The organism is Bradyrhizobium sp. WU425, from assembly GCF_021052305.1.
In the GTDB taxonomy this organism is placed as follows: Bacteria; Pseudomonadota; Alphaproteobacteria; order Rhizobiales; family Xanthobacteraceae; genus Bradyrhizobium; species Bradyrhizobium canariense_D.
Window position 1 is genome coordinate 71,961 of sequence record NZ_CP088089.1, and the last position, 19,559, is coordinate 91,519.

General features: G+C 65.3%; 16 protein-coding genes. 12 read left to right on the forward strand and 4 right to left on the reverse strand.

The features are described from left to right. The first annotated feature begins 322 nt into the window (after window positions 1-322). Window positions 323-1,324, forward strand: a complete 1,002-nt coding sequence (locus BcanWU425_RS00315) for a 2-hydroxyacid dehydrogenase (protein ID WP_018455785.1) — start codon at window positions 323-325, stop codon at window positions 1,322-1,324. A gap of 30 nt (window positions 1,325-1,354) precedes the next feature. On the opposite strand, the gene BcanWU425_RS00320 is transcribed toward BcanWU425_RS00315, so the two are convergent. Then, a complete protein-coding gene (locus BcanWU425_RS00320; protein WP_231189586.1) occupies window positions 1,355-2,239 on the reverse strand; it encodes a LysR family transcriptional regulator in 885 nt (294 codons plus the stop codon). A gap of 115 nt (window positions 2,240-2,354) precedes the next feature. On the opposite strand from BcanWU425_RS00320, the gene BcanWU425_RS00325 reads away from it, so the two are divergent. Then, the gene (locus tag BcanWU425_RS00325; RefSeq protein ID WP_018455783.1) at window positions 2,355-3,362 is read left to right on the forward strand and encodes an aldo/keto reductase; all 1,008 of its coding nucleotides are present in this window, start codon (window positions 2,355-2,357) and stop codon (window positions 3,360-3,362) included. A gap of 9 nt (window positions 3,363-3,371) precedes the next feature. Here the strand turns inward: BcanWU425_RS00325 and BcanWU425_RS00330 are convergent, their stop codons facing one another. Next, the gene (locus BcanWU425_RS00330) at window positions 3,372-4,175 is read right to left on the reverse strand and encodes a HesA/MoeB/ThiF family protein (RefSeq protein WP_204513039.1); all 804 of its coding nucleotides are present in this window, start codon (window positions 4,173-4,175) and stop codon (window positions 3,372-3,374) included. 229 nt (window positions 4,176-4,404) lie between these two features. On the opposite strand from BcanWU425_RS00330, the gene BcanWU425_RS00335 reads away from it, so the two are divergent. Further along, window positions 4,405-5,763 (forward strand): serine protease, encoded by a 1,359-nt coding sequence (locus tag BcanWU425_RS00335; RefSeq protein ID WP_204513038.1) that lies wholly within the window; start codon window positions 4,405-4,407, stop codon window positions 5,761-5,763. A 77-nt stretch (window positions 5,764-5,840) separates the two neighbouring features. Here the strand turns inward: BcanWU425_RS00335 and ggt are convergent, their stop codons facing one another. After that, a complete protein-coding gene (gene ggt / locus BcanWU425_RS00340) occupies window positions 5,841-7,520 on the reverse strand; it encodes a gamma-glutamyltransferase (protein WP_204513037.1) in 1,680 nt (559 codons plus the stop codon). 239 nt (window positions 7,521-7,759) lie between these two features. On the opposite strand from ggt, the gene BcanWU425_RS00345 reads away from it, so the two are divergent. After that, window positions 7,760-8,500: a ParA family protein gene (locus BcanWU425_RS00345; RefSeq protein WP_204513036.1), complete on the forward strand. Its 741-nt coding sequence runs from the start codon at window positions 7,760-7,762 to the stop codon at window positions 8,498-8,500. A 216-nt stretch (window positions 8,501-8,716) separates the two neighbouring features. On the opposite strand, the gene mutM is transcribed toward BcanWU425_RS00345, so the two are convergent. After that, window positions 8,717-9,622 (reverse strand): bifunctional DNA-formamidopyrimidine glycosylase/DNA-(apurinic or apyrimidinic site) lyase, encoded by a 906-nt coding sequence (mutM, locus tag BcanWU425_RS00350; RefSeq protein ID WP_204513035.1) that lies wholly within the window; start codon window positions 9,620-9,622, stop codon window positions 8,717-8,719. Between the two features lie 81 nt (window positions 9,623-9,703). Here mutM and ubiE point away from each other — a divergent pair, with 81 nt between their 5' ends. The 8 genes from ubiE (at window position 9,704) to BcanWU425_RS00390 (ending at window position 19,527) form a co-directional block, all read left to right on the forward strand. After that, window positions 9,704-10,465, forward strand: a complete 762-nt coding sequence (gene ubiE, locus BcanWU425_RS00355) for a bifunctional demethylmenaquinone methyltransferase/2-methoxy-6-polyprenyl-1,4-benzoquinol methylase UbiE (RefSeq protein WP_085362017.1) — start codon at window positions 9,704-9,706, stop codon at window positions 10,463-10,465. Beyond that, entirely contained in the window at window positions 10,462-12,036 is a 1,575-nt protein-coding gene (ubiB, locus tag BcanWU425_RS00360; RefSeq protein WP_085349892.1) for a 2-polyprenylphenol 6-hydroxylase, read from the forward strand. The genes ubiE and ubiB overlap by 4 nt, the downstream gene beginning before the upstream one ends. Window positions 12,037-12,092: 56 nt before the next feature. After that, complete coding sequence (gene coaBC / locus BcanWU425_RS00365; protein WP_204513034.1) at window positions 12,093-13,553, forward strand: bifunctional phosphopantothenoylcysteine decarboxylase/phosphopantothenate--cysteine ligase CoaBC; 1,461 nt, start codon at window positions 12,093-12,095, stop codon at window positions 13,551-13,553. Further along, window positions 13,550-14,008, forward strand: a complete 459-nt coding sequence (dut, locus tag BcanWU425_RS00370; protein WP_085362020.1) for a dUTP diphosphatase — start codon at window positions 13,550-13,552, stop codon at window positions 14,006-14,008. Before coaBC ends, dut begins: the two co-directional genes overlap by 4 nt. 178 nt (window positions 14,009-14,186) lie before the next feature. After that, window positions 14,187-16,691, forward strand: coding sequence for a PAS domain-containing sensor histidine kinase (locus tag BcanWU425_RS00375; protein WP_204513033.1), 2,505 nt, complete (start codon window positions 14,187-14,189; stop codon window positions 16,689-16,691). Then, window positions 16,688-18,220, forward strand: a complete 1,533-nt coding sequence (gene tsaE, locus BcanWU425_RS00380) for a tRNA (adenosine(37)-N6)-threonylcarbamoyltransferase complex ATPase subunit type 1 TsaE (RefSeq protein WP_204513032.1) — start codon at window positions 16,688-16,690, stop codon at window positions 18,218-18,220. Before BcanWU425_RS00375 ends, tsaE begins: the two co-directional genes overlap by 4 nt. Before the next feature lie 142 nt (window positions 18,221-18,362). Next, window positions 18,363-18,680, forward strand: coding sequence for a PilZ domain-containing protein (locus tag BcanWU425_RS00385; protein WP_007598394.1), 318 nt, complete (start codon window positions 18,363-18,365; stop codon window positions 18,678-18,680). A 124-nt stretch (window positions 18,681-18,804) separates the two neighbouring features. Then, a complete protein-coding gene (locus BcanWU425_RS00390; protein ID WP_018455770.1) occupies window positions 18,805-19,527 on the forward strand; it encodes a nucleotidyltransferase family protein in 723 nt (240 codons plus the stop codon). Window positions 19,528-19,559 lie beyond the last annotated feature (32 nt).

Genomic DNA, 19,559 nt, shown 5'->3' on the forward strand with positions numbered 1-19,559 from the left:
CCGTCTCCTGTCGAAGGTCCGGCCGAGCCGGTCCCTCGCCCTAAATTCCCAAACCAGGCCGCTGTCGCCCCTGACCCCGCCCCACGCGGGTGTTCCCGAGCCCTTTACCCGTGGTTCTTGTCTTGGCCCGGCCTTCTGCTAGAGAGGACGGACATCTGAACAACCGGTTTGTCCCGATTTTCCGGCCGGAAATGTCGGGAGAGCTTGAAGGAAACGCCGGGGACGACACGGCAAGCGCAGTGTCGAACAACCGGGTTAATGAGGCCTCAACGGCCGGCCTTTGGCGACAGAGGCGGCTCGCAACGCCTCATGAGGGCAGGACATGTCGGTGAAGAAAAAGCCCCTCGTCGTGGTGACGCGCAAGCTTCCGGACTCGATCGAGACCCGGATGCGCGAGCTGTTCGACGCGCGGATCAATCTCGACGACACGCCGATGTCGCCCGAGCAGATCGCGGAAGCCGCCCGTACCGCCGACGTGCTGGTCCCAACCGTGACCGACCACATCTCCGCCGACATCGTCAACCAGCCCGACTGCAGGTTGAAACTGATCGCGAATTTCGGCAACGGCGTCGACAACATCGATGTCGAGGCCGCGCATGCCCGCGGCATCACCGTCACCAACACGCCGAAAGTTCTGACCGAAGACACCGCCGACATGACCATGGCGCTGATCCTCGCCGTGCCCAGGCGGATGATCGAAGGCGCCTCGATCCTGACGGAAGGAAAACCCTGGCCGGGCTGGTCGCCGACCTGGATGCTCGGCCATCGCATCGGCGGAAAGCGCCTTGGCATCATCGGCATGGGCCGCATCGGCCAGGCGGTCGCACGCCGCGCCCGCGCCTTCGGCTTGCAGATCCACTACCACAATCGTCGGCCGGTGGCGCCGAAGATCGCCGAAGAGCTGGGCGCGACCTATTGGGAAAGCCTCGACCAGATGCTGGCACGGATGGACATCATCTCGGTGAACTGTCCGCACACGCCGGCGACCTACCATCTGCTGTCGGCGCGCCGGCTGAAGCTTATTCGCAAGGACGCCTACATCGTCAACACCGCGCGCGGCGGGGTCACCGACGAAGACACGCTGATCAAGCTGATCGAAGGCGGCGAGATCGGCGGCGCCGGCCTCGATGTCTATGAGCACGAGCCCGCGGTGAACCCGAAGCTGGTGCGGCTCGCCAAGGCCGGCAAGGTGACGTTGCTGCCGCATATGGGCTCGGCCACGATCGAGGGCCGCGTCGAGATGGGCGAGAAGGTGATCATCAACATCCGAACCTTCCTCGATGCGCACAAGCCGCCGGATCGCGTGCTGCCGAGCATGCTGTGAGGTCTATTTGCTGCGTGTTTCGCGCTTGCGCTAGTCGGCAACGAAATCGATAAAGGCCCGCAGCGCCGGCGGCGTTTGTCGCCGGCTTGGATAGTACAGGAACGGCCCGGGAAACGGCTCGCACCAATCCTGAATCAGACTGACGAGCGCGCCGGACTTCAGGGCTTCGCCGACATAACCATCAAGCGTCGCCCAGATGCCGGCGCCGTCGAGCGCGGCGCGCATGGAAAGGCCCATGTTGGTCGAGATCAGCTTTGCCGGCGGATCGACCTTCACCAGCTGGCCGGCCTTCTCGAACTCCCAATCGTGCATGACACCGCTGGAGTAGCGGGCGCGGATGCAATCGTGGTCGAGCAGATCCTTCGGATGCTCAGGCTTGCCGCGGCGCGCGAGGTAATCGGGCGAAGCGACCACGACATAGCTCTGCGGACCGCTGAGCGAGATCGCGACCATGTCCTGCGCGAGATGCTCGCCATAACGTACGCCGGCATCGAAGCCCGCGCTGACGATATCGACGAACCCGCTCTCGGAAACGATCTCGAGGTCGACCTGCGGATAGGCCTTAAGGAACGGCCCGATCATGGGGGCCAGCACGAGATCGACCGCGGGCGGCGGTGCGTTGATGCGCAGCAGGCCCGAGGCCACTTCGCGCAGGCCCCGGACCTGATCGAGGGCATCGCCGACATCGCGCAGCGCCGGCGCCAAGCGCGACAGCAGCAGATCGCCCGCCTCGGTCAGGGCGACGCTGCGGGTGGTGCGGTTCATCAGGCGGACGCCGAGGCGCTCCTCCAGGTCCCGCAATCGCTGGCTAAGGCTCGACACCGACACGCGAATATCGATCGCCGCGCGCCGGAAATTGCGGGTGCGGGCGACCGCCATGAAGACGTCGAGATCACGCAGGTCGGGCTCAGCCATTGTTCGCCAATGTGAACAAGCCATTCTCGATTGTCCAGCTTATCGGCGCAATCGATCAAGCGCATATCAGGCCTCGTCACGCGGCGCAGTCAGCGCCTTTTCGAGGAGAGCCATCATGGAACAGCGCAAACTCGGTTCGACCGGTCCCACCGTCTCCGCTCTCGGTCTCGGGTGCATGGGCATGTCCGAGGTCTACGGCCCCGCCGATCGCGGCGAGAGCATCGCCACGATCCACGCCGCACTGGATGCCGGCATTACCCTGGTCGACACCGGCGATTTCTACGCCATGGGCCACAATGAAATGCTGGTGCGCGAAGCGCTCAAGGAGGTGCCGCGCGACAAGGTGCAGATCAGTGTCAAGTTCGGTGCGCTGCGCGGTCCTGCCGGCGAATTCACCGGCATGGACACGAGGCCGGCCGCAACGAGGAACTTCCTAGCCTATTCGCTGCAGCGGCTCGGCACCGACTACATCGACGTCTACCGTCCGGCGCGGCTCGATCCCAACATTCCGATCGAGGAGACCATCGGCGGCATCGCCGATCTCGTGAAGGCCGGCTACATCAAACATATCGGCCTGTCCGAGGTCGGCTCCGCCACCATCCGCCGCGCGCATGCCGTGCACCCGATCGCCGATCTCCAGATCGAATATTCGCTGATCGAGCGTGGCATCGAACGCGACATCCTGACGACCTGCCGCGAGCTCGGCATCGGCATCACGGCTTACGGCGTGTTGGCGCGCGGCCTCATCAGCGGCCATTGGTCGAAGGACTCCGGCAAGACAGGCAAGGACTACCGGCTGATGACGCCGCGCTTCCAGGGATCGAATCTCGATGCCAATCTCGCATTGGTGGAGCAGCTGCGCGCCATCTCCGCTGAGATTGGCGCGACGCCGGCACAGGTCGCGATCGCCTGGGTGGCGGCGCAAGGCAAGCAGATCGTGCCGCTGGTCGGCGCCCGCACCCGCAACCGCCTCACCGAAGCACTCGGCGCGGCCAAGGTCACGCTGACGCCGGCTCATCTCGCCGTGCTGGCAACGGCCTTCCCGCCCGATGTCGCTGCCGGCACGCGTTACGCCGCTGAGCAGATGGCGCATCTCGACAGCGAGAAGCCGGCCACAGCATAACGTCTGCAATCAAGTGCGATGGGCGCTGAGATCGGTGATCACAGGCCCATCGCCATTGAGCGGATTGGCGGGATCGCGCGCGTAACGCAGCGTCTCGAAGCGCATCGCGCGCGCATCGATCATCAGGAGGCGGCCGACGAGGCCGTCGCCAAAGCCGACGATCTCGCGGATCGCCTCCAGCGCCATCATCGAGCCCATCACGCCCGCGAGCGCGCCCATGACGCCGGCTTCCGCGCACGCCGGCACGGTCCCGGGCGGCGGCGCTTCCGGGAATAGGCAGCGATAGGTCGGATTGAATTCGCCCTGCTCGTTTGTCTCATGCGCGCGGATGGTGGTCAGCGAGCCATCGAAGGTGCCGAGCGCCGCCGTGATCAGCGGCCTCTTGGCGAAGAAGCAGGCGTCCGAGGCCAGATAGCGGGTCGAGAAATTGTCGGAGCCGTCGAGCACGAGGTCATAGTCCCCGATCAGCGACAGCGCATTGTGGGCATTGAGCCAGGTGGCGTGACCGACGAAGCGGACATGCGGGTTGAGCGCCGAGATCCGTTCGGCCGCGCTCTCGACCTTGTGCCGGCCGATATCGGGCGTGGTGTGAATGACCTGGCGCTGGAGGTTCGACAGCGACACCACGTCGTCATCGACCACGCCGAGCGTACCGATGCCGGCGGCCGCCAGATACATCAAAGCGGGCGCACCGAGCCCGCCGGCGCCGATCACCAGCACGGAGGCCCGCTTCAGCGCAGCCTGGCCGGGGCCACCGACATCGCGCAGCACGATATGGCGGGCATAACGTTCGAGTTCGTCCGGGCTCAGCATCGTTATCCTTCCAGATCCTCTCCTCATGGTGAGGAGGCGCGAAGCGCCGTCTCGAACCATGCAGGCCCCGCTGCGGCTGCACGGCCTTCATCCTTCGAGACGCCGCTTACGCGGCTCCTCAGGATGAGGAGCTAGACCTCTCCTGCCGGTCTGAACCACCGCAACATTGTTCGCGACCAACGAGATGTGCTTCAATGGCATTGCGTTCAATGGGCGGGCTGGATTTGTCATGAGATCGATGCTTGCGGCAACACTGATGTTTGCGGCTGCGACAGGCGCGAACGCCCAGATGACGACACCGCAGCTTCCCGGCACCAAGCCGAAGCCGGTCCAGACCGTTCCGATCCGGCCTCCTGCATTGCAGACGCCGGCTGCGACGGCCGATGCCATGGCGCAGGCGGAGCGGCTGTCGCTGCAGTCCGACCTCGCCTGGGTCGGCCAGTATAACGGCGCCATCACCGGCGACGTCAGCGCGCGCCTGGTCGAGGCCATCAAGGAGTATCAGAAGGCCAAGGGCGGCAAGGCGACCGGCGTGCTCAATCCGCAGGAACGCGCAGCGCTCGCCGAGACCGCGCGCCGCAAACAGGACAGCGTCGGCTGGAAGATCGTGACGGAAATGACCAGCGGCGCGCGGCTCGGCATTCCCTCAAAGCTGGTGCCGCAGCAGGCGACCGACGCCAGCGGCTCGAAATGGACCTCGCCCACTGGCACGGTGCAGGTTCTGCTCAGCCGCCGCAAGGAGGCGAACCCGACCACAGCCAAGCTTGCCGAAGCGGAGAAGAAAGAGCCGGGTCGCAAGGTCGACTACACCGTGGTAAAGCCCGACTTCTTCGTGCTGTCGGGTCTGCAGGGCCTGAAGAAATTCTATTTGCGCGGCACCTCCAGGGGTGACGAGGTCCGCATCATGACGATCCTCTACGATCAGGCGACCGAGAACACGGTCGAGCCGGTCGTGATCGCGATGTCGAGCGCCTTCAACGCGTTTCCGTCGGGGCCACAGGCGGGGCCGCCGCCACGCAAGACCGTCGAATATGGCACCGGCATTGTCGTCAGCGACGATGGCGCGATCCTCACGGACCGCCTCGTCACTGATAGCTGCCTCGCGATCACGATCGCCGGCTATGGCAGCGCCGACCGTCTCGCGGAGGACCGGGAACACGATCTCGCGCTGCTGCATATTTACGGCGCCCGCGGCCTGCAGCCCCTCAGCCTCGCCGCCGGCGCGGCGAAGACGAGTGTCGATGTCATCGGTATCGCGGATCCGCAGAGCCAGGGCGGAGCCGCGGGTGTGTCGAGCCTCAAGGCTACGCTGGCATCCGTCGGTGGTGGCGATTCCCCACTCTCACCGCCACCGTCTGTCGGCTTGTCCGGCAGCCCCGCCATCGACGGCGACGGCAAGTTCGCCGGCATCGCACTGTTGAAGCCGGCGATGGTTGCGGGCCCCGCGACGTCGGTGCCGGCGTCGCAGGCGGTGATGGTCTCCGCGGAGACGGTGCGCGATTTCCTGAAGGCGAACGGTGTCGCGGCGAACGGAACGTCCACAGATGCGAAAGCCGCTGTCGTGCGCGTGATCTGCGTGCGCAAGTAGCTCTCGTGTCCCGGGCGCGGTGCGGCATGAAATGCGCGCCGCTGAAGAAGCGCTGCGCTGCGTCCGGGGCATGAGACCTAGCTCAGCCTGAACCTGATCCCGGCCTTCGCAAGACCACCCGAGATCCCGACCGGCGTGCCGTCCGCACGCCAGCAAGCGGCGCCACTCATGGTGCCGTCGTCGTGGAAGGCGATACCATTCATGCCGCCGGCGACTGCCGCGACAGGCTGCACCTTGTGGCCGAGCTCCGCGAGCTTCGCGCGCACGCTCTCCGGCACCTTCTGCTCGACCTCAAGCGCATTGCCTTCGGTCCAGACCCGCGGCGCCTCGACTGCTTCCTGCAAGCTCATACCGTGGTCGATCAGATTGAGCAGCGCCTGCATCGCGCTCGGGAAGATTCGTTTTCCGCCGGGCAAGCCGAGCGCATAGCGCAACTTTCCATCACGGAGTGCCATCATCGGCGACATCGAGGTCGTCACCCGCTTGCCCGGCGCCAGCGACAGGGCGTGGCCTGGACGCGGATCGAACAGGTTCATGTAGTTGTTGGCGATGGCGCCCAGGCCCGGGATCATGATCTTGGCGCCGAACAGATTGTTGATGGTCTGCGTGGTCGCAACCACGTTGCCGAACGCATCCGCCGCCGTCATGTGCGTGGTGTGAGCGCCTTCAAGCTGCGACACGCCGGCGCCCCAGCTCTGCGCCCGTGCCGGATCGATCGCAGCGCGGCGCTCCTCGGCATAGGCCTTCGAGGTCAGCCGCTCCACGGGGACGCCGACATAATCAGGATCACCGCTTGCCGCAGCGCGATCGGCGAATGCGATCTTCAGGACTTCGGCGAGATAGTGGATGGTCTCGGGCGTGCCGAAGCCGAGGCCCTCGATGTCGTAGCCCTCCAGAATGTTCAGCATCTGCGCGATGTGCACGCCGGAAGCCGCAGGCGGCGGCGGGCCAAAGATAGTCCAGCCGCGGTAATCGGCGCGGATCGGCTGCCGTTCAACAGTCTTGTAGCTGGTGAGATCGTTGCGCCGGATAAAGCCGCCGGCCTTTTCCATATAGTCGACCAGGATATCGCCAAGCGGCCCCTCATAGAGCGCCTTTTCGCCGTGGTCGGCGATATGCCGCAACGTCTCGGCATACTCGGCCTGTACCACGCGCTCGCCGACCTTGAGCGGCTCGCCGTCTGGCAGATAGATCGCCGCGATCGGCTTGTCCTTGCGCATCTCGGCGGCGCTCTCGGTGATGCATTCGTGCAGATAGGGTGTCGTCGCATAGCCGCGCGCGGCGTGCTTGATCGCGGGCTGCATGACGTCGGCAAGGCTCATGGTGCCGAAGCGGCGCAGCGTCTCGCACCAGGCTTTCAGCGAGCCCGGCGTGGCGACCGCCTTTGGTCCGTTGAGATTTTCATTGCCGACGGTGTCGAACACATCATGCGCGGAACCCGGCGTGGGGGTGTAGCTGGTGTCAAGCACCGCCGCGGGCACGGTGCTCTGTCCGTCGATGAAACGGTGGCTGCCGTCGGCGAGCCGGATGTGCGCCATGCCACCGCCGATGATGCCCACCATCATCGGCTCGACCACGGTCAGCGTGAACAGGGTCGCTATCGCGGCGTCGATGGCGTTGCCGCCGGCGGCCAGCATCTCCGCGCCGGCGCTGGAGGCCAGTGGATGGTTGCTGACCACCATGCCGCGGCTCGATACCGCGGGCATCTTCTGGCATTCGAAATTCGTCGCCGTCCGGTCGCGCCAGTTTCCGCCCATGCCGCTTGTCCTTATTATTCACGGCTGCAAGCACAGCACACGTACGAGTACGGGTCCAGTAATGGTACGGATTCGTTGGCATTCCCGATTCCGCCATCATCGTGACTGCTGATTCGGACCTCAGCGATCCCCTTTGGATCGGGCCGGCACGTCCTGAGCGAGAAGAGCTCAGCATCGAGATCGATGCACGTTCGCGTGGCGTTTCCCGAGACCCAAGCACTCCAAAGGATTGATCTTCAATGCACACGATCGCGCTGGCCACCCAAAAGGGTGGCAGCGGCAAGAGCACGCTCGCCATCGGCCTCGCGCTGGCAGCCAAGCAGGCTGGCTTCACCGTTCGTCTGATCGAAACCGACCCGCAGGGCACACTGTCGAACTGGCAGCGCCGCCGCACCACCGATGATCTCGTCGTCGAGCCGATCTATCACGCCGCCGATATCGAGCCGCGCCTGAAGATGCTCGCCGACGGCGGTCTCCAGATTGCGATCGTCGATACCGCCGCCGGCCTCAGCGCCGCGACCACCGCCGCGATCCGCCATTCCGACCTCTGCCTGATCCCGGCACGCCCGAGCGTCGCCGACATCGAAGCGACCGTTTCGACGCTGAGCGTCGCGCGCGCCTGGAAGCGGCCTTACAGCTTCGTGCTGAACCAAACCCCGATCCGCGGCCAGCGCATCGACAACGCCGCCAACACGCTCGCCGAGGAAGCAGCGCTTGATCTCGCCGAGGTGCTCGCGCGTCCCCTGATCGTGATGCGCAACGACCATCAGGACTCGCTCGCCAGCGGCCTTGCGGTGAGCGAATTCGCGCCGAACGGCAAGTCGGCAGATGAGATTCGCGGCCTCTGGCACTGGATCGAGACCCGGCTCGAGCTCGCCGCCACCAATGTCTTGATCGACCAGGTTATCGCGGCCGCGGACGGAATGTTGCACGTCGCCGCCGAGCTGGCCGCCGATGAAACCACGACACTGGCGTCCTGAGCGGGGCGATCGCTCGGATGGCAGCCGGCCCTTCACCATCCGGAAGGGCCTTAGCGACGAAGCAATCCGGCCACCAGCCCGGCCGGATTGCTTCGCTTCGCGTTTTTTTGTGAAGGCGCTATCCCCGCCGTCATTGCGAGCGTAGCGAAGCAATCCAGAATCTTTCCGCAGAGGAATTCTGGGTTGCTTCGTCGCAAGGGCTCCTCGCAATGACGCTCACTTCTGACATTTCGGACACCAGAACGTCGATCGGCCGTTCTGCGTAAAACGCTTCACGGTGCCGCCGCAGCGCGGCGTGGTGCATTTCTCGCCTTCACGGTCGTAGACCTTGAAGGAGTGCTGGAAATAGCCGAGCTCACCCGAGGTCTGGCGATGGTCGCGCAAGCTGGAGCCGCCGGCTTTGATGGCGTCGTTCAGCACGGTGTGGATCGCGCCGACCAGTCGCTTTGCATGGTCGGTCGGCTCGCCCCCGGCAACGCCCTTGCGTTGTCCGGCCTTGGTCGACAACGTCGCGGCGATCCGGCGCGGCGACAGATGCGAGCGATGCAGGGCTTCGCAGACATAGATATTGCCGAGCCCGGCGACCACGCGCTGATCGAGCAGCGCGGCTTTCAGGCTCGTGGTCTTGCCGGCGCAGGATCGCGCCAGCATCGCGGCGTCAAATTCGTTGCCAAGCGGCTCGGGCCCGAGCCCGCGCAGCAGCGGCTCCTCGTCGAGCGCGCTGCGCGCGATCACTTTCATGTAACCGAAGCGGCGCGGATCGTTGAAGATGATGTCGGCGCCGGAGGACATCCGAAACAGCACGTGATCGTGCGCGGAGTCCTTGGCTCGCGGATAGTGAAACTCGCCCGGCTGAGCCTCGTTGTCCGGCTTGATGACGCGAAACGAACCCGACATGCCCAGATGCATCAACAGCACGTCGCCGGAGGCGAGATCGGCCATGAGATATTTTGCACGGCGGCCGAGCCCCGTGACGACCTGCCCCTTCAGTCGGGCCACGAAATCCGGCTGGAAAGGAAAGCGCAAATCGGGCCTGCGGGTCTCCGCGACCAGGATTTTCGCACCCTCCATGACAGGCTGAAGGCCGCGGCGGACGGTCTCGACTTCGGGCAATTCGGGCATGGTCAGGCATTCACCTTATGAGGGCGGTGTGATAGCGCCATTGCGGCGGGCGCGCTATGGTCCGCCTCGTGGAGTAGAGTAATGGATCGGCCGGGCGAAACCACGCATTTTGGCTTCAGGGACGTCCCCCTGGGCGACAAGCAGACGCTGGTGAACGATGTGTTTCACAGCGTGGCGTCGCGCTATGATTTGATGAACGATTTGATGTCCGGTGGCCTGCATCGGGTCTGGAAGGACATCATGATCACCGCGCTCGACCCGCCGCGAGGCGACCGGCGGTTCGCGCTGCTCGACGTTGCCGGCGGCACCGGCGACATCTCGTTCCGCGCCGCCAAGGCCGCAGGCCCCGGCTTCCATGCCACCGTCTGCGACATCAATTCCGGGATGCTGGAGGTAGGCCGCGAGCGCGCCGCAAAGCGGCATCTCAAGACCCAGGTCGATTTCGTCGAGGGCAATGCGGAAGCGCTCGCCTTCGCCGACCGCAGCTTCGACGCATATACGATCGCTTTCGGCATTCGCAACGTGCCTCGGATCGATCTCGCGCTGGCCGAGGCCTATCGCGTGCTCAAGCCAGGCAGCCGCTTCCTCTGTCTGGAATTCTCCACCGTCGAGATGCCCGGACTCGATCGTCTTTATGACCTGTTCTCGTTCAAGGTCATCCCGCCGCTCGGCCGCATGATCACGGGTGACGCCGAGTCCTACCAATATTTGGTCGAGTCGATCCGCAAGTTCCCAAGACCCAACGCCTTCGCCGATATGATCCGTAATGCCGGCTTCGCCCGCGTGAACTGGCAGATATTGTCCGGCGGCATCGTCGCACTGCATTCGGGCTGGCGTTTGTGATCTCTGCCATAACCCATAGTGCGCGCCTGATGCGCGCCGCGTTCGTATTCGCGCGCGAGGGCGTGTTCGGCGCCGTCGATCCCAGCCTGGTGCCGCCGCCCGGACAGCTCGCGCTGAAGCTTGCGCGCATCGTCGAACGGGGCGGCCCTAAGGACGGGCCTCGGCTGTCGCGCGCGCTGACCCGGATGGGCCCGGCCTATCTCAAGCTCGGGCAATTTCTGGCGACGCGCCCCGATGTGGTCGGCGTTGCCATGGCGCGTGATCTGGAAAGCCTGCAGGATCGCCTGCCGCCGTTTTCGCAAGTCGAAGCGGAAGCCGTGATCGCGACGTCGCTGGAGCGTCCGCTGACGGACGTATTCGCGAGCCTCAGTGCGCCGGTCGCAGCGGCCTCGATCGCACAGGTGCATCGCGGCGAAGTCTTGCGCGATGGCATCCGCAAGGCAGTCGCCGTGAAAGTGCTGCGCCCCAACGTGGCCGCACGCTTCCGCCGCGACCTCTCCGACTTCTTCTTCGTCGCATACAAGGCCGAGTCCTATTCGTCCGAAGCGCGGCGCCTGCGTCTCATCGAGGTCATCAACACCATGTCGCGCTCGGTCGCGATGGAGATGGACCTGCGCCTCGAGGCCGCGGCGCTGTCGGAGATGGCGGAGAACACGCGCGACGATCCTGATTTCCGCGTACCGACCGTGGACTGGGACCGCACCACGCACAACGTGCTGACGATGGAGTGGATCGACGGCATCGCGCTGAACGATCACAAGCGCCTGGCCGAGTCGCAGGTCGACCTGCCCGATCTCGGCCGCAAGGTGATTCAGAGTTTCCTGCGCCACGCGCTGCGCGACGGCTTCTTCCACGCCGACATGCATCCGGGCAATCTGTTCCTGGATGACGCCGGTCGCCTCGTCGCGGTTGATTTCGGCATCATGGGCCGGCTCGGCATGAAGGAGCGGCGCTTCCTTGCCGAAATCCTGCTCGGCTTCATCACCCGCGACTATCGTCGTGTCGCGGAAGTGCATTTCGAGGCAGGCTACGTCCCGGCGCATCACTCGGTCGAGAACTTCGCGCAAGCGATCCGCGCCATCGGCGAGCCCATTCATAACCGCACGGCGGAAGAGATCTCGATGGCGCGGCTGCTGACGCTGCTGCTCGAGGTCACCGGCCTGTTCGACATGACCACGCGGCCCGAGCTGATCCTGCTCCAGAAAACAATGGTGGTGGTCGAGGGCGTGGCACGCGGCTTCGATCCCAAGCTCGACATCTGGAAGGTCGCCGACCCCGTGGTGCGGGAATGGATCGAGCGCAATCTCGGTCCGATCGGCCGGGTCCAGGGCGCGATCTCCGGCACCGGCGATCTCGCGCGCATCCTGATGCGCCTGCCTGATATCGCCGCGCGCTCGATTACGGTGCTCGAACAGCTGGAGACCATGACCCGGGAGGGCATCCGGCTGTCGCCGGAGAGCATCGCGGCGATGGGCCGCAGCGAAGGCCGCAAGAACCGTTGGCGCACCGTGGCGCTCTGGATCATCGCCGCGACCTTCATCGGCATCCTGATCGCCGTCCGGAATCTTTGATTGCAGTGCAATCATGCGAATGATAGCATCGCCATCATTTGTGCTGGAGGGGCGTCATGGCGAGCCTGACCATTCGCAAGCTCGATGAAGGCATCAAAACTTACCTTAGGCTGCGCTCGGCCAGGAACCGCAGGTCGGTCGAGGAAGAGGTCCGGGTCATCCTCGGCGAGCTGATCGAGGGCCGCGAGGAGCCCCTGACGCCGTTCACGGCGCCGCCCGCGGCTTCCGCCACCCCCACGCCCCAGCGCAGCGGCGCCCTCCCCGAGGCCAACGTCACCCTGATCATCGGCGGCGGGATCGCGGCCTACAAATCGCTCGACCTGATCCGCAGGCTCAAGGAGCGGCGGATCGAGGTCCGCTGCGTGCTGACCAAGGCGGCGCAACAATTCGTCACGGCATTGGCCGTGAGCGCGCTCTCGCATGAGCGCGTCCACACCGACCTGTTCGATCCCGAGAGCGAGTTCGACGCCGGTCATATCCGGCTGGCGCGCGAGTGCGACCTGATCGTGGTGGCGCCTGCGACCGCGGATTTGATGGCCAAGATGGCCAACGGCCATGCCGACGATCTCGCCAGCGCCATCCTGCTTGCGACCAACCGCAAGGTCCTGCTCGCGCCGGCGATGAACCCGCTGATGTGGAACAACGCGGCGACGCGGCGCAACGTCGCGCAACTTCAACGCGACGGCGTGATGCTGATCGGGCCGAATTCCGGCGAGATGGCGGAAGCCGGTGAAGCCGGCATCGGTCGCATGTCCGAGGCGATCGAAATTGCGGCTGCCACCGAGCGACTGCTGCGGCCGCCGGTGTCTCGCCCCCTCGCCGGCAAGCGCGTGCTGATCACGGCTGGTCCGACCCACGAGCCGATCGATCCGGTGCGCTACATCGCCAACCGATCCTCCGGTAAGCAGGGCTTTGCGATCGCCGCCGCGGCACAGGCCGCGGGCGCCGAGGTAATCCTGGTCAGCGGCCCGGTCGATCTCAGCGATCCCCAGGGCGTGACAGTCAAGCATGTGGAATCGGCACGGCAGATGCTGGAGCAGGTGCAGGCCGCGCTCCCCGCTGACATCGCGATCTTCGCCGCCGCCGTCGCCGACTGGCGGGTCGCCAATGAAGGCGAGCAGAAGCTGAAGAAGACTTCGGCCGGCATGCCGCCGCTCCAGCTGGTCGAAAACCCCGACATCCTCGCGACGATCTCCAAGCTGACCGACCAGCGGCCGCCACTGGTGATCGGCTTTGCCGCCGAGACCGAGCACCTCATCGACAACGCCAAGTCGAAGCTTGCCCGCAAGGGCTGCGACTGGATTGTCGCCAACGACGTCTCCCCCGCAACCGGGGTGATGGGCGGAGACCGCAACACCGTGCACCTCATCAGCAAGAGCGGTGAGAAGAACGATGAGAAGGATGGCGAGATTGCAGTTGATTCCTGGCCGGCGATGACCAAGGAACAGGTCGCCATTCGATTGGTCGCGCATATCGCAAAGAGCGTGACCGGCAAATCCCGGGAGCCCGCATCTTGAGCACCAAAGTCACCGTTGAACTGCAACGCCTGCCCCATGCGGAGGGGCTGCCGCTGCCGGCCTATCAGACCAATGATGCCGCCGGTCTCGACCTGATGGCGGCGGTGCCCGAGAACGAGCCGCTGACGCTCGCGTCCGGCCAATACGCGCTGGTGCCGACGGGACTCGCGATCGCATTGCCGCCCGGCTACGAGGCGCAGGTGCGGCCGCGCTCCGGGCTTGCGGCCAAGCACGGCGTCACCGTGCTGAACTCACCGGGCACGATCGACGCGGACTATCGCGGCGAGATCAAGGTGATCCTGATCAACCACGGCCAGACCGCCTTCGTGGTCAAGCGCGGCGAGCGCATCGCGCAGATGGTGATTGCGCCAATGGTGCAGGCCGCGCTGGTTCCCGTGTCGACATTGTCCGCGACCGATCGCGGGACCGGCGGATTCGGCTCGACCGGCCGCTAACACACCGAATCACCCGAGGAATTACGCGAATTGGAACACCGCCTCCGGCATTTTTTTGGGACCGCCGTTGCGTTCACGATCTGGACTCTTACCGGTGGAGTCACGGTGAGGGTATTGTCGTTTGATTCGCGCGCGACGGGGGTCGCCGCGCGCAAATTCGTGCGATCTTGGGGCAACTATGTCAGGCGTGATCGTGTCGATGCGTCGGACGCTGCTGTCGTGCACATCGCTGGTGCGCAACGGCTTGTTGGGAAGCGCTCTCGCAGCGCTGCTGCCGGCTGCGCCGGCTGAGGCCGCCGACCTCGTCGACACACTCTCAACGTTGCTGGATTTCAACCGGCAGGAGCTCGCGGTGCTGGCCACCGCGCTGGCCTTGCTCGGCTTCTCGGTGGTCGCCGCGATCCTCCTGATGCGCACGCGCGTGCGCACGGCGAAGAACGAGGCGCGGCTGCGCGCCCGGATCGGGGAACTCCAGCTCCAGGCCGACCGCTTCGGCGCATTGCTGTTTGCCGAGCCGCAGATCCTGATCTCCTGGCCGGCTGGCGACAATCGCGCGCAGATCTCCGGTGACATCTCCATGGTGCTGCCGCGCGACTCCTCTCCCCAGCGCGTGCTCGCGTTTGGAACCTGGTTGCCGCCGGAACCGGCGCTGCAGATGGATCACGCCGTCGATGCGCTGCGCGACCGCGGCGACGGGTTCCAGCTGACGCTCACCACCGCGCATGGCCACACGCTGGAGGCCATCGGCCGCGCCATCGGTGGCCAAGCCATCGTCAGGATTCGCGAACTCTCGGGGCTCCGCCGCGATCTGGCCGAGACCAATCTGCGTTACAAGGCACTTTCCGACGAGACGGAGATGTTGCGCGGCTTCGCGACCGCCGCCCCCTGGCCGATCTGGGCCAAGGGCGAGAACGGCGCGCTGGCTTACGCCAACCCGGCCTATGTCCGTGCGACCGAGGCGGCCAGCATCACCGATGCCCAGGAGCGCAAGCTCGAGCTGCTCGACAGCGCCGACCGGAGCGCGATGGAGCGGGGACTAAAGGAAACGGCCAATTTCACCTCGCGGCTGCCGATCGTGATCGGCGGCGAGCGGCGCATCTATGACGTGCGCGCCGTCAATGTCGGCAGCGGCAATGTCGGCGTTGCCATCGATGCCAGCGAGGCGGATGCCTTGAGCTCGGCGCTGGTGCGGATGGCGGAAGCGCATCGCCGCACACTCGACCAGCTCTCCTCCGGCGTTGCCGTGTTCGACGGCCAGCGCCGGCTTGCCTTCTACAATGATTCTTACCGCCAGCTGTGGGACCTCGACCGCACCTTTCTCGATGCCAACCCCGATGATTCCAGCGTGCTCGACAAGCTTCGCGCCGCGCGCAAATTGCCGGAGCAGCCGGACTTCCGCGCCTGGAAGGCCAAGCTGCACGAGGCCTATCGCGCGGTCGAGGCCGCCAAGGACACCTGGTACCTGCCCGATGGGCGCGCGCTCTCCGTCGTCACCACGCCGAATCCCGAAGGCGGCGTCACCTATCTGTTCGACGACGTCACCGAGAGCCTGGAGCTCGCCCGCCGCTTCGACGGCATGATCCGGGTCCAGCGTGAGACGCTGGATAGCCTCGCCGAGGGCGTTGCGGTGTTCGGCAGCAATGGCAGGGCGCAGCTGTTCAACCCGGCGTTCGTCCGGATGTGGAAGCTGTCCGCTGACGCCATGCGCGACGAGCCGCACATCCAGACGGTCGAGGGCTGGTGCCATCAGCTGTTCGACGACGCGATCGTTTGGCGGCAGATCCGCGAGGCCGTCACCTCGATCGAGAGCCGCGCCGACATTCCGCTGAAGCTTGAGCGCAAGGACGGCAGCGTGCTCGACGGCATGATCCGGCCGCTGCACGACGGCGCCACGATGCTGACCTTCCAGGACATCACCGACACCGAGAACGTCGAGCGCGCTCTGCGCGAGCGCAACGAGGCGCTGGAGGCGGCCGACCAGATGAAGGTGGATTTCGTCCACCACGTCTCCTACGAGCTGCGCTCGCCGCTCACCACCATCATTGGCTTTGCGCATTTCCTCAGCGATCCCTCGACCGGGCCGCTGACCCCGAAACAGGCCGAATATCTCGACTACGTCACCAAATCGACCAATGCGCTGCTGGCGCTGACCAACAACATCCTGGATCTCGCCACCATCGACGCCGGCGCCATGAAGCTGGAACTCGGCCCGGTCGACGTCAGCAAGACCATCGAGCTCGCCGCCGAGGGTCTCCAGGACCGGCTCGCCACCGACCGCATCCGCCTCAAGGTCGAGATCGCGCCCGATGTCGGCAGCTTCACCGGCGACGAGAAGCGCGTGGTGCAGGTGCTCTATAACCTCCTCGCCAACGCCGTCGGGTTTTCTCCACCGGATTCCACCGTCGGCATCAGCGCCCGCCGCACCGAACGCAGTGTGGTCTTCACCGTGACAGATTCCGGGCCTGGAATACCTGCCGACATGAAGGACAAGGTGTTCAACTGGTTCGAGAGCCGCTCGCAAGGCTCGCGTCATCGCGGCGCCGGGCTCGGCCTGTCGCTGGTGCGCTCCTTCGTCGAGTTGCATGGCGGCAATATCCGCGTGGATTCGATCGTGGGCAGGGGCACGGTCGTGATCTGTGACTTCCCGACCGACCAGGCGGCGCATCGCGACGCCGCCGAATGACTGCGCCAACCACATTCGCCGTCGCGCTCCGCAACGAGACGGCCACTGCGCAACTGATGGCCGACCTCGCGCTGCTGGTCGGCCCCGGCGATGTCATCACGCTCACCGGCGATCTCGGGGCCGGCAAGACCGCGGCGGCGCGGGCCATGATCCGCTACCTCGCCGGTGACGATGCACTGGAAGTGCCGAGCCCGACCTTCACGCTGGTGCAGGGCTACGAGCTGCCACCGTTCCCGGTGATGCATGCCGACCTCTACCGCGTCGAGGACGAGAGCGAGCTCGAAGAGATCGGGTTGTCGCCGCTGCCGGAAGCAACTCTCGTCCTGATCGAATGGCCGGAGCGCGCACCGTCGGCGATGCCTCAAGACCGCATCGACATCGCGCTGACGCACCGGCCGGCACTGGGCTCGAATGCACGCGCCGCCGACATCACCGGCCATGGCAAGGCTGCCGCCATCGTCGCGCGGCTGCAGGCGCTGCGCGAATTCCTCGATTCATCCGGCTACATGGAGGCAACGCGCAAACGCATGGCGGGCGACGCCTCGACCCGCTCCTATGCGCGGCTGCTGCGCGACGACGAGATCGTCATCCTCATGAATTCGCCGCAGCGCCCCGATGGTGCTGCCATGTACAACGGAAAATCCTACAGCGCCGCGGTGCATCTCGCCGAAAACATCAAACCCTTCGTCGCCATCGACGAGGGCCTGCGCGCGCGAGGAATCTCTGCGCCCGCGATCCATCATTCCGACCTCGACCACGGGTTCCTGATTAGCGAAGACTTCGGCACCGAAGGCGTGATCGAGGGCGATCCGCCGCGCCCGATCGCCGAACGCTACGAAGCCGCGGCCGATCTGCTGGCCGTGCTGCACGGCAAGACGCTGCCGCAAACGCTGCCGCTCGGGCGGCAGACCTACGCCATTCCCGTCTTCGATATCGAGGCGCTGCTGATCGAAATCGGCTTGATGCCGGAATGGTACCTGCCTGATCGCAACGCGCCGCTGGACGACGCGAAGCGCGCCGAATTTTTCGCCATGTGGCGCGAGTTGCTGCAGAAGGCGCAGGCCGCGCCGAAGACCTGGATCATCCGCGATTATCACTCGCCGAACCTGATCTGGCTCGGCAATCGCACCGGCATCGAACGCGTCGGCCTGATCGATTTCCAGGACACCGTGCTGGGGCCGCAATCCTACGACGTGGTGTCGCTGCTCCAGGATGCCCGCATCGACGTGCCCGAGACGATCGAGCTGACGCTGCTGTCGCGCTACATCAAGGCGCGCCGCGCCAGCGAGGCGAGCTTCGATGCGGCCGGCTTCGCCGAGCTCTACGCCATCATGTCGGCGCAGCGGAACACGCGTCTGCTCGGCACCTTTGCCCGCCTCAACCGCCGCGACGGCAAGCCGCATTATCTGCGTCACCAGCCGCGGATCTGGACCTATCTCCAGCGCTCCCTGGCGCATCCCGCGCTCGCCCATCTGCGCGACTGGTATCTCGCCAACGTCCCGCCGCCCCAAAGGCAGGCCCAAGGCTGAGGTCCAAGGCTGAGGCCCAAGGCTGAAAAGGCTAGTAGGGGCTGAAAAGGCTGATTCAGGGCTCGATTTACCGGCTGTTAGCCAAGACGCCGGTAATCTGGCGGCGGAGCAGCCGGATGATTACGGGGCTGGAGCAGGGCAGATGGCGGTGAAGACGGACCAGCGCGGCAACAGCCGGGTTGTTTTCGAGCGCGGGATCGCGGCCCAGATGATGGGTATCGACGGCACCTGGCGGCGCGACTGCACCATGGAGGACGTCTCCGACAGCGGCGCCAAATTGACCATCGACGGCTCAGTCGAAGGCCTGCATCTGAAGGAGTTTTTTCTGCTGCTATCGTCCACCGGACTTGCATACCGACGCTGCGAGCTCGCCTGGGTCAATGGCGACCAGATCGGCGTCAACTTTCTCAAGCTCGGCGACAAGAAGAAAAAGACGCGGTCAACGTCCATCGGGGCGTAACGGCAACACCTGTCGTACAAGCGTCACGGCAGGTGGTTAAGGCGGTTAAGACGCGGTGCGGTCGGTCGAACCTCATGTTAGGATTGCTGCGAACGCGAGATCAGTAGGTCTGAGAAAGCGAAGGATGCCCGTCAAACCGACCAAAGCCATGGTGCTCGCCGCAGGGTTCGGCCTGCGCATGCGTCCGTTGACGGACAAGATGCCGAAACCGATGGTTCCGGTGGCCGGCCAGCCGCTGCTCGACCATGTGCTCGACAAGCTCGGTCGGGCCGGCGTGAGCGAGGCGGTGGTCAACGTGCATTACCTGCCGGACCAGATCATCGATCACACCGCATCCCGCCAGCATCCGCGCGTGACCATCTCGGACGAGCGCGACCAGGTGCTCGGCACCGGCGGCGGCGTGGTCAAGGCACTGCCGCTGCTCGGGGACGCACCGTTCTTTCACGTCAATTCCGACACGCTGTGGATCGACGGCGTACGCTCCAACCTGACGCGGCTCGCCGAAAACTTTGATCCCGCGCGGATGGACATTTTGCTGCTGATGGCGCCGACGGCGACCAGCATCGGCTATAGCGGCCGCGGCGATTACGGCATGCTGGCCGACGGTGCCCTGCGCAAGCGCAAGGAAAAAGAGGTCGTTCCGTTCGTCTATGCCGGCGCTGCGATTTTGTCGCCGTCGATCTTCGCCGATGCCCCCGCGGGCGAGTTCTCGCTGACCAAGATGTTCGATCGTGCCAACGAGCAGGAGCGGCTGTTCGGCCTTCGCCTCGACGGCGTCTGGATGCATGTCGGCACGCCTGATGCCGTGCACGCGGCGGAAGAGGCGTTTCTGGAGAGCGTGGCGTAGGGCTGCGCCATTGTCCCCTACGGCACCTGTTC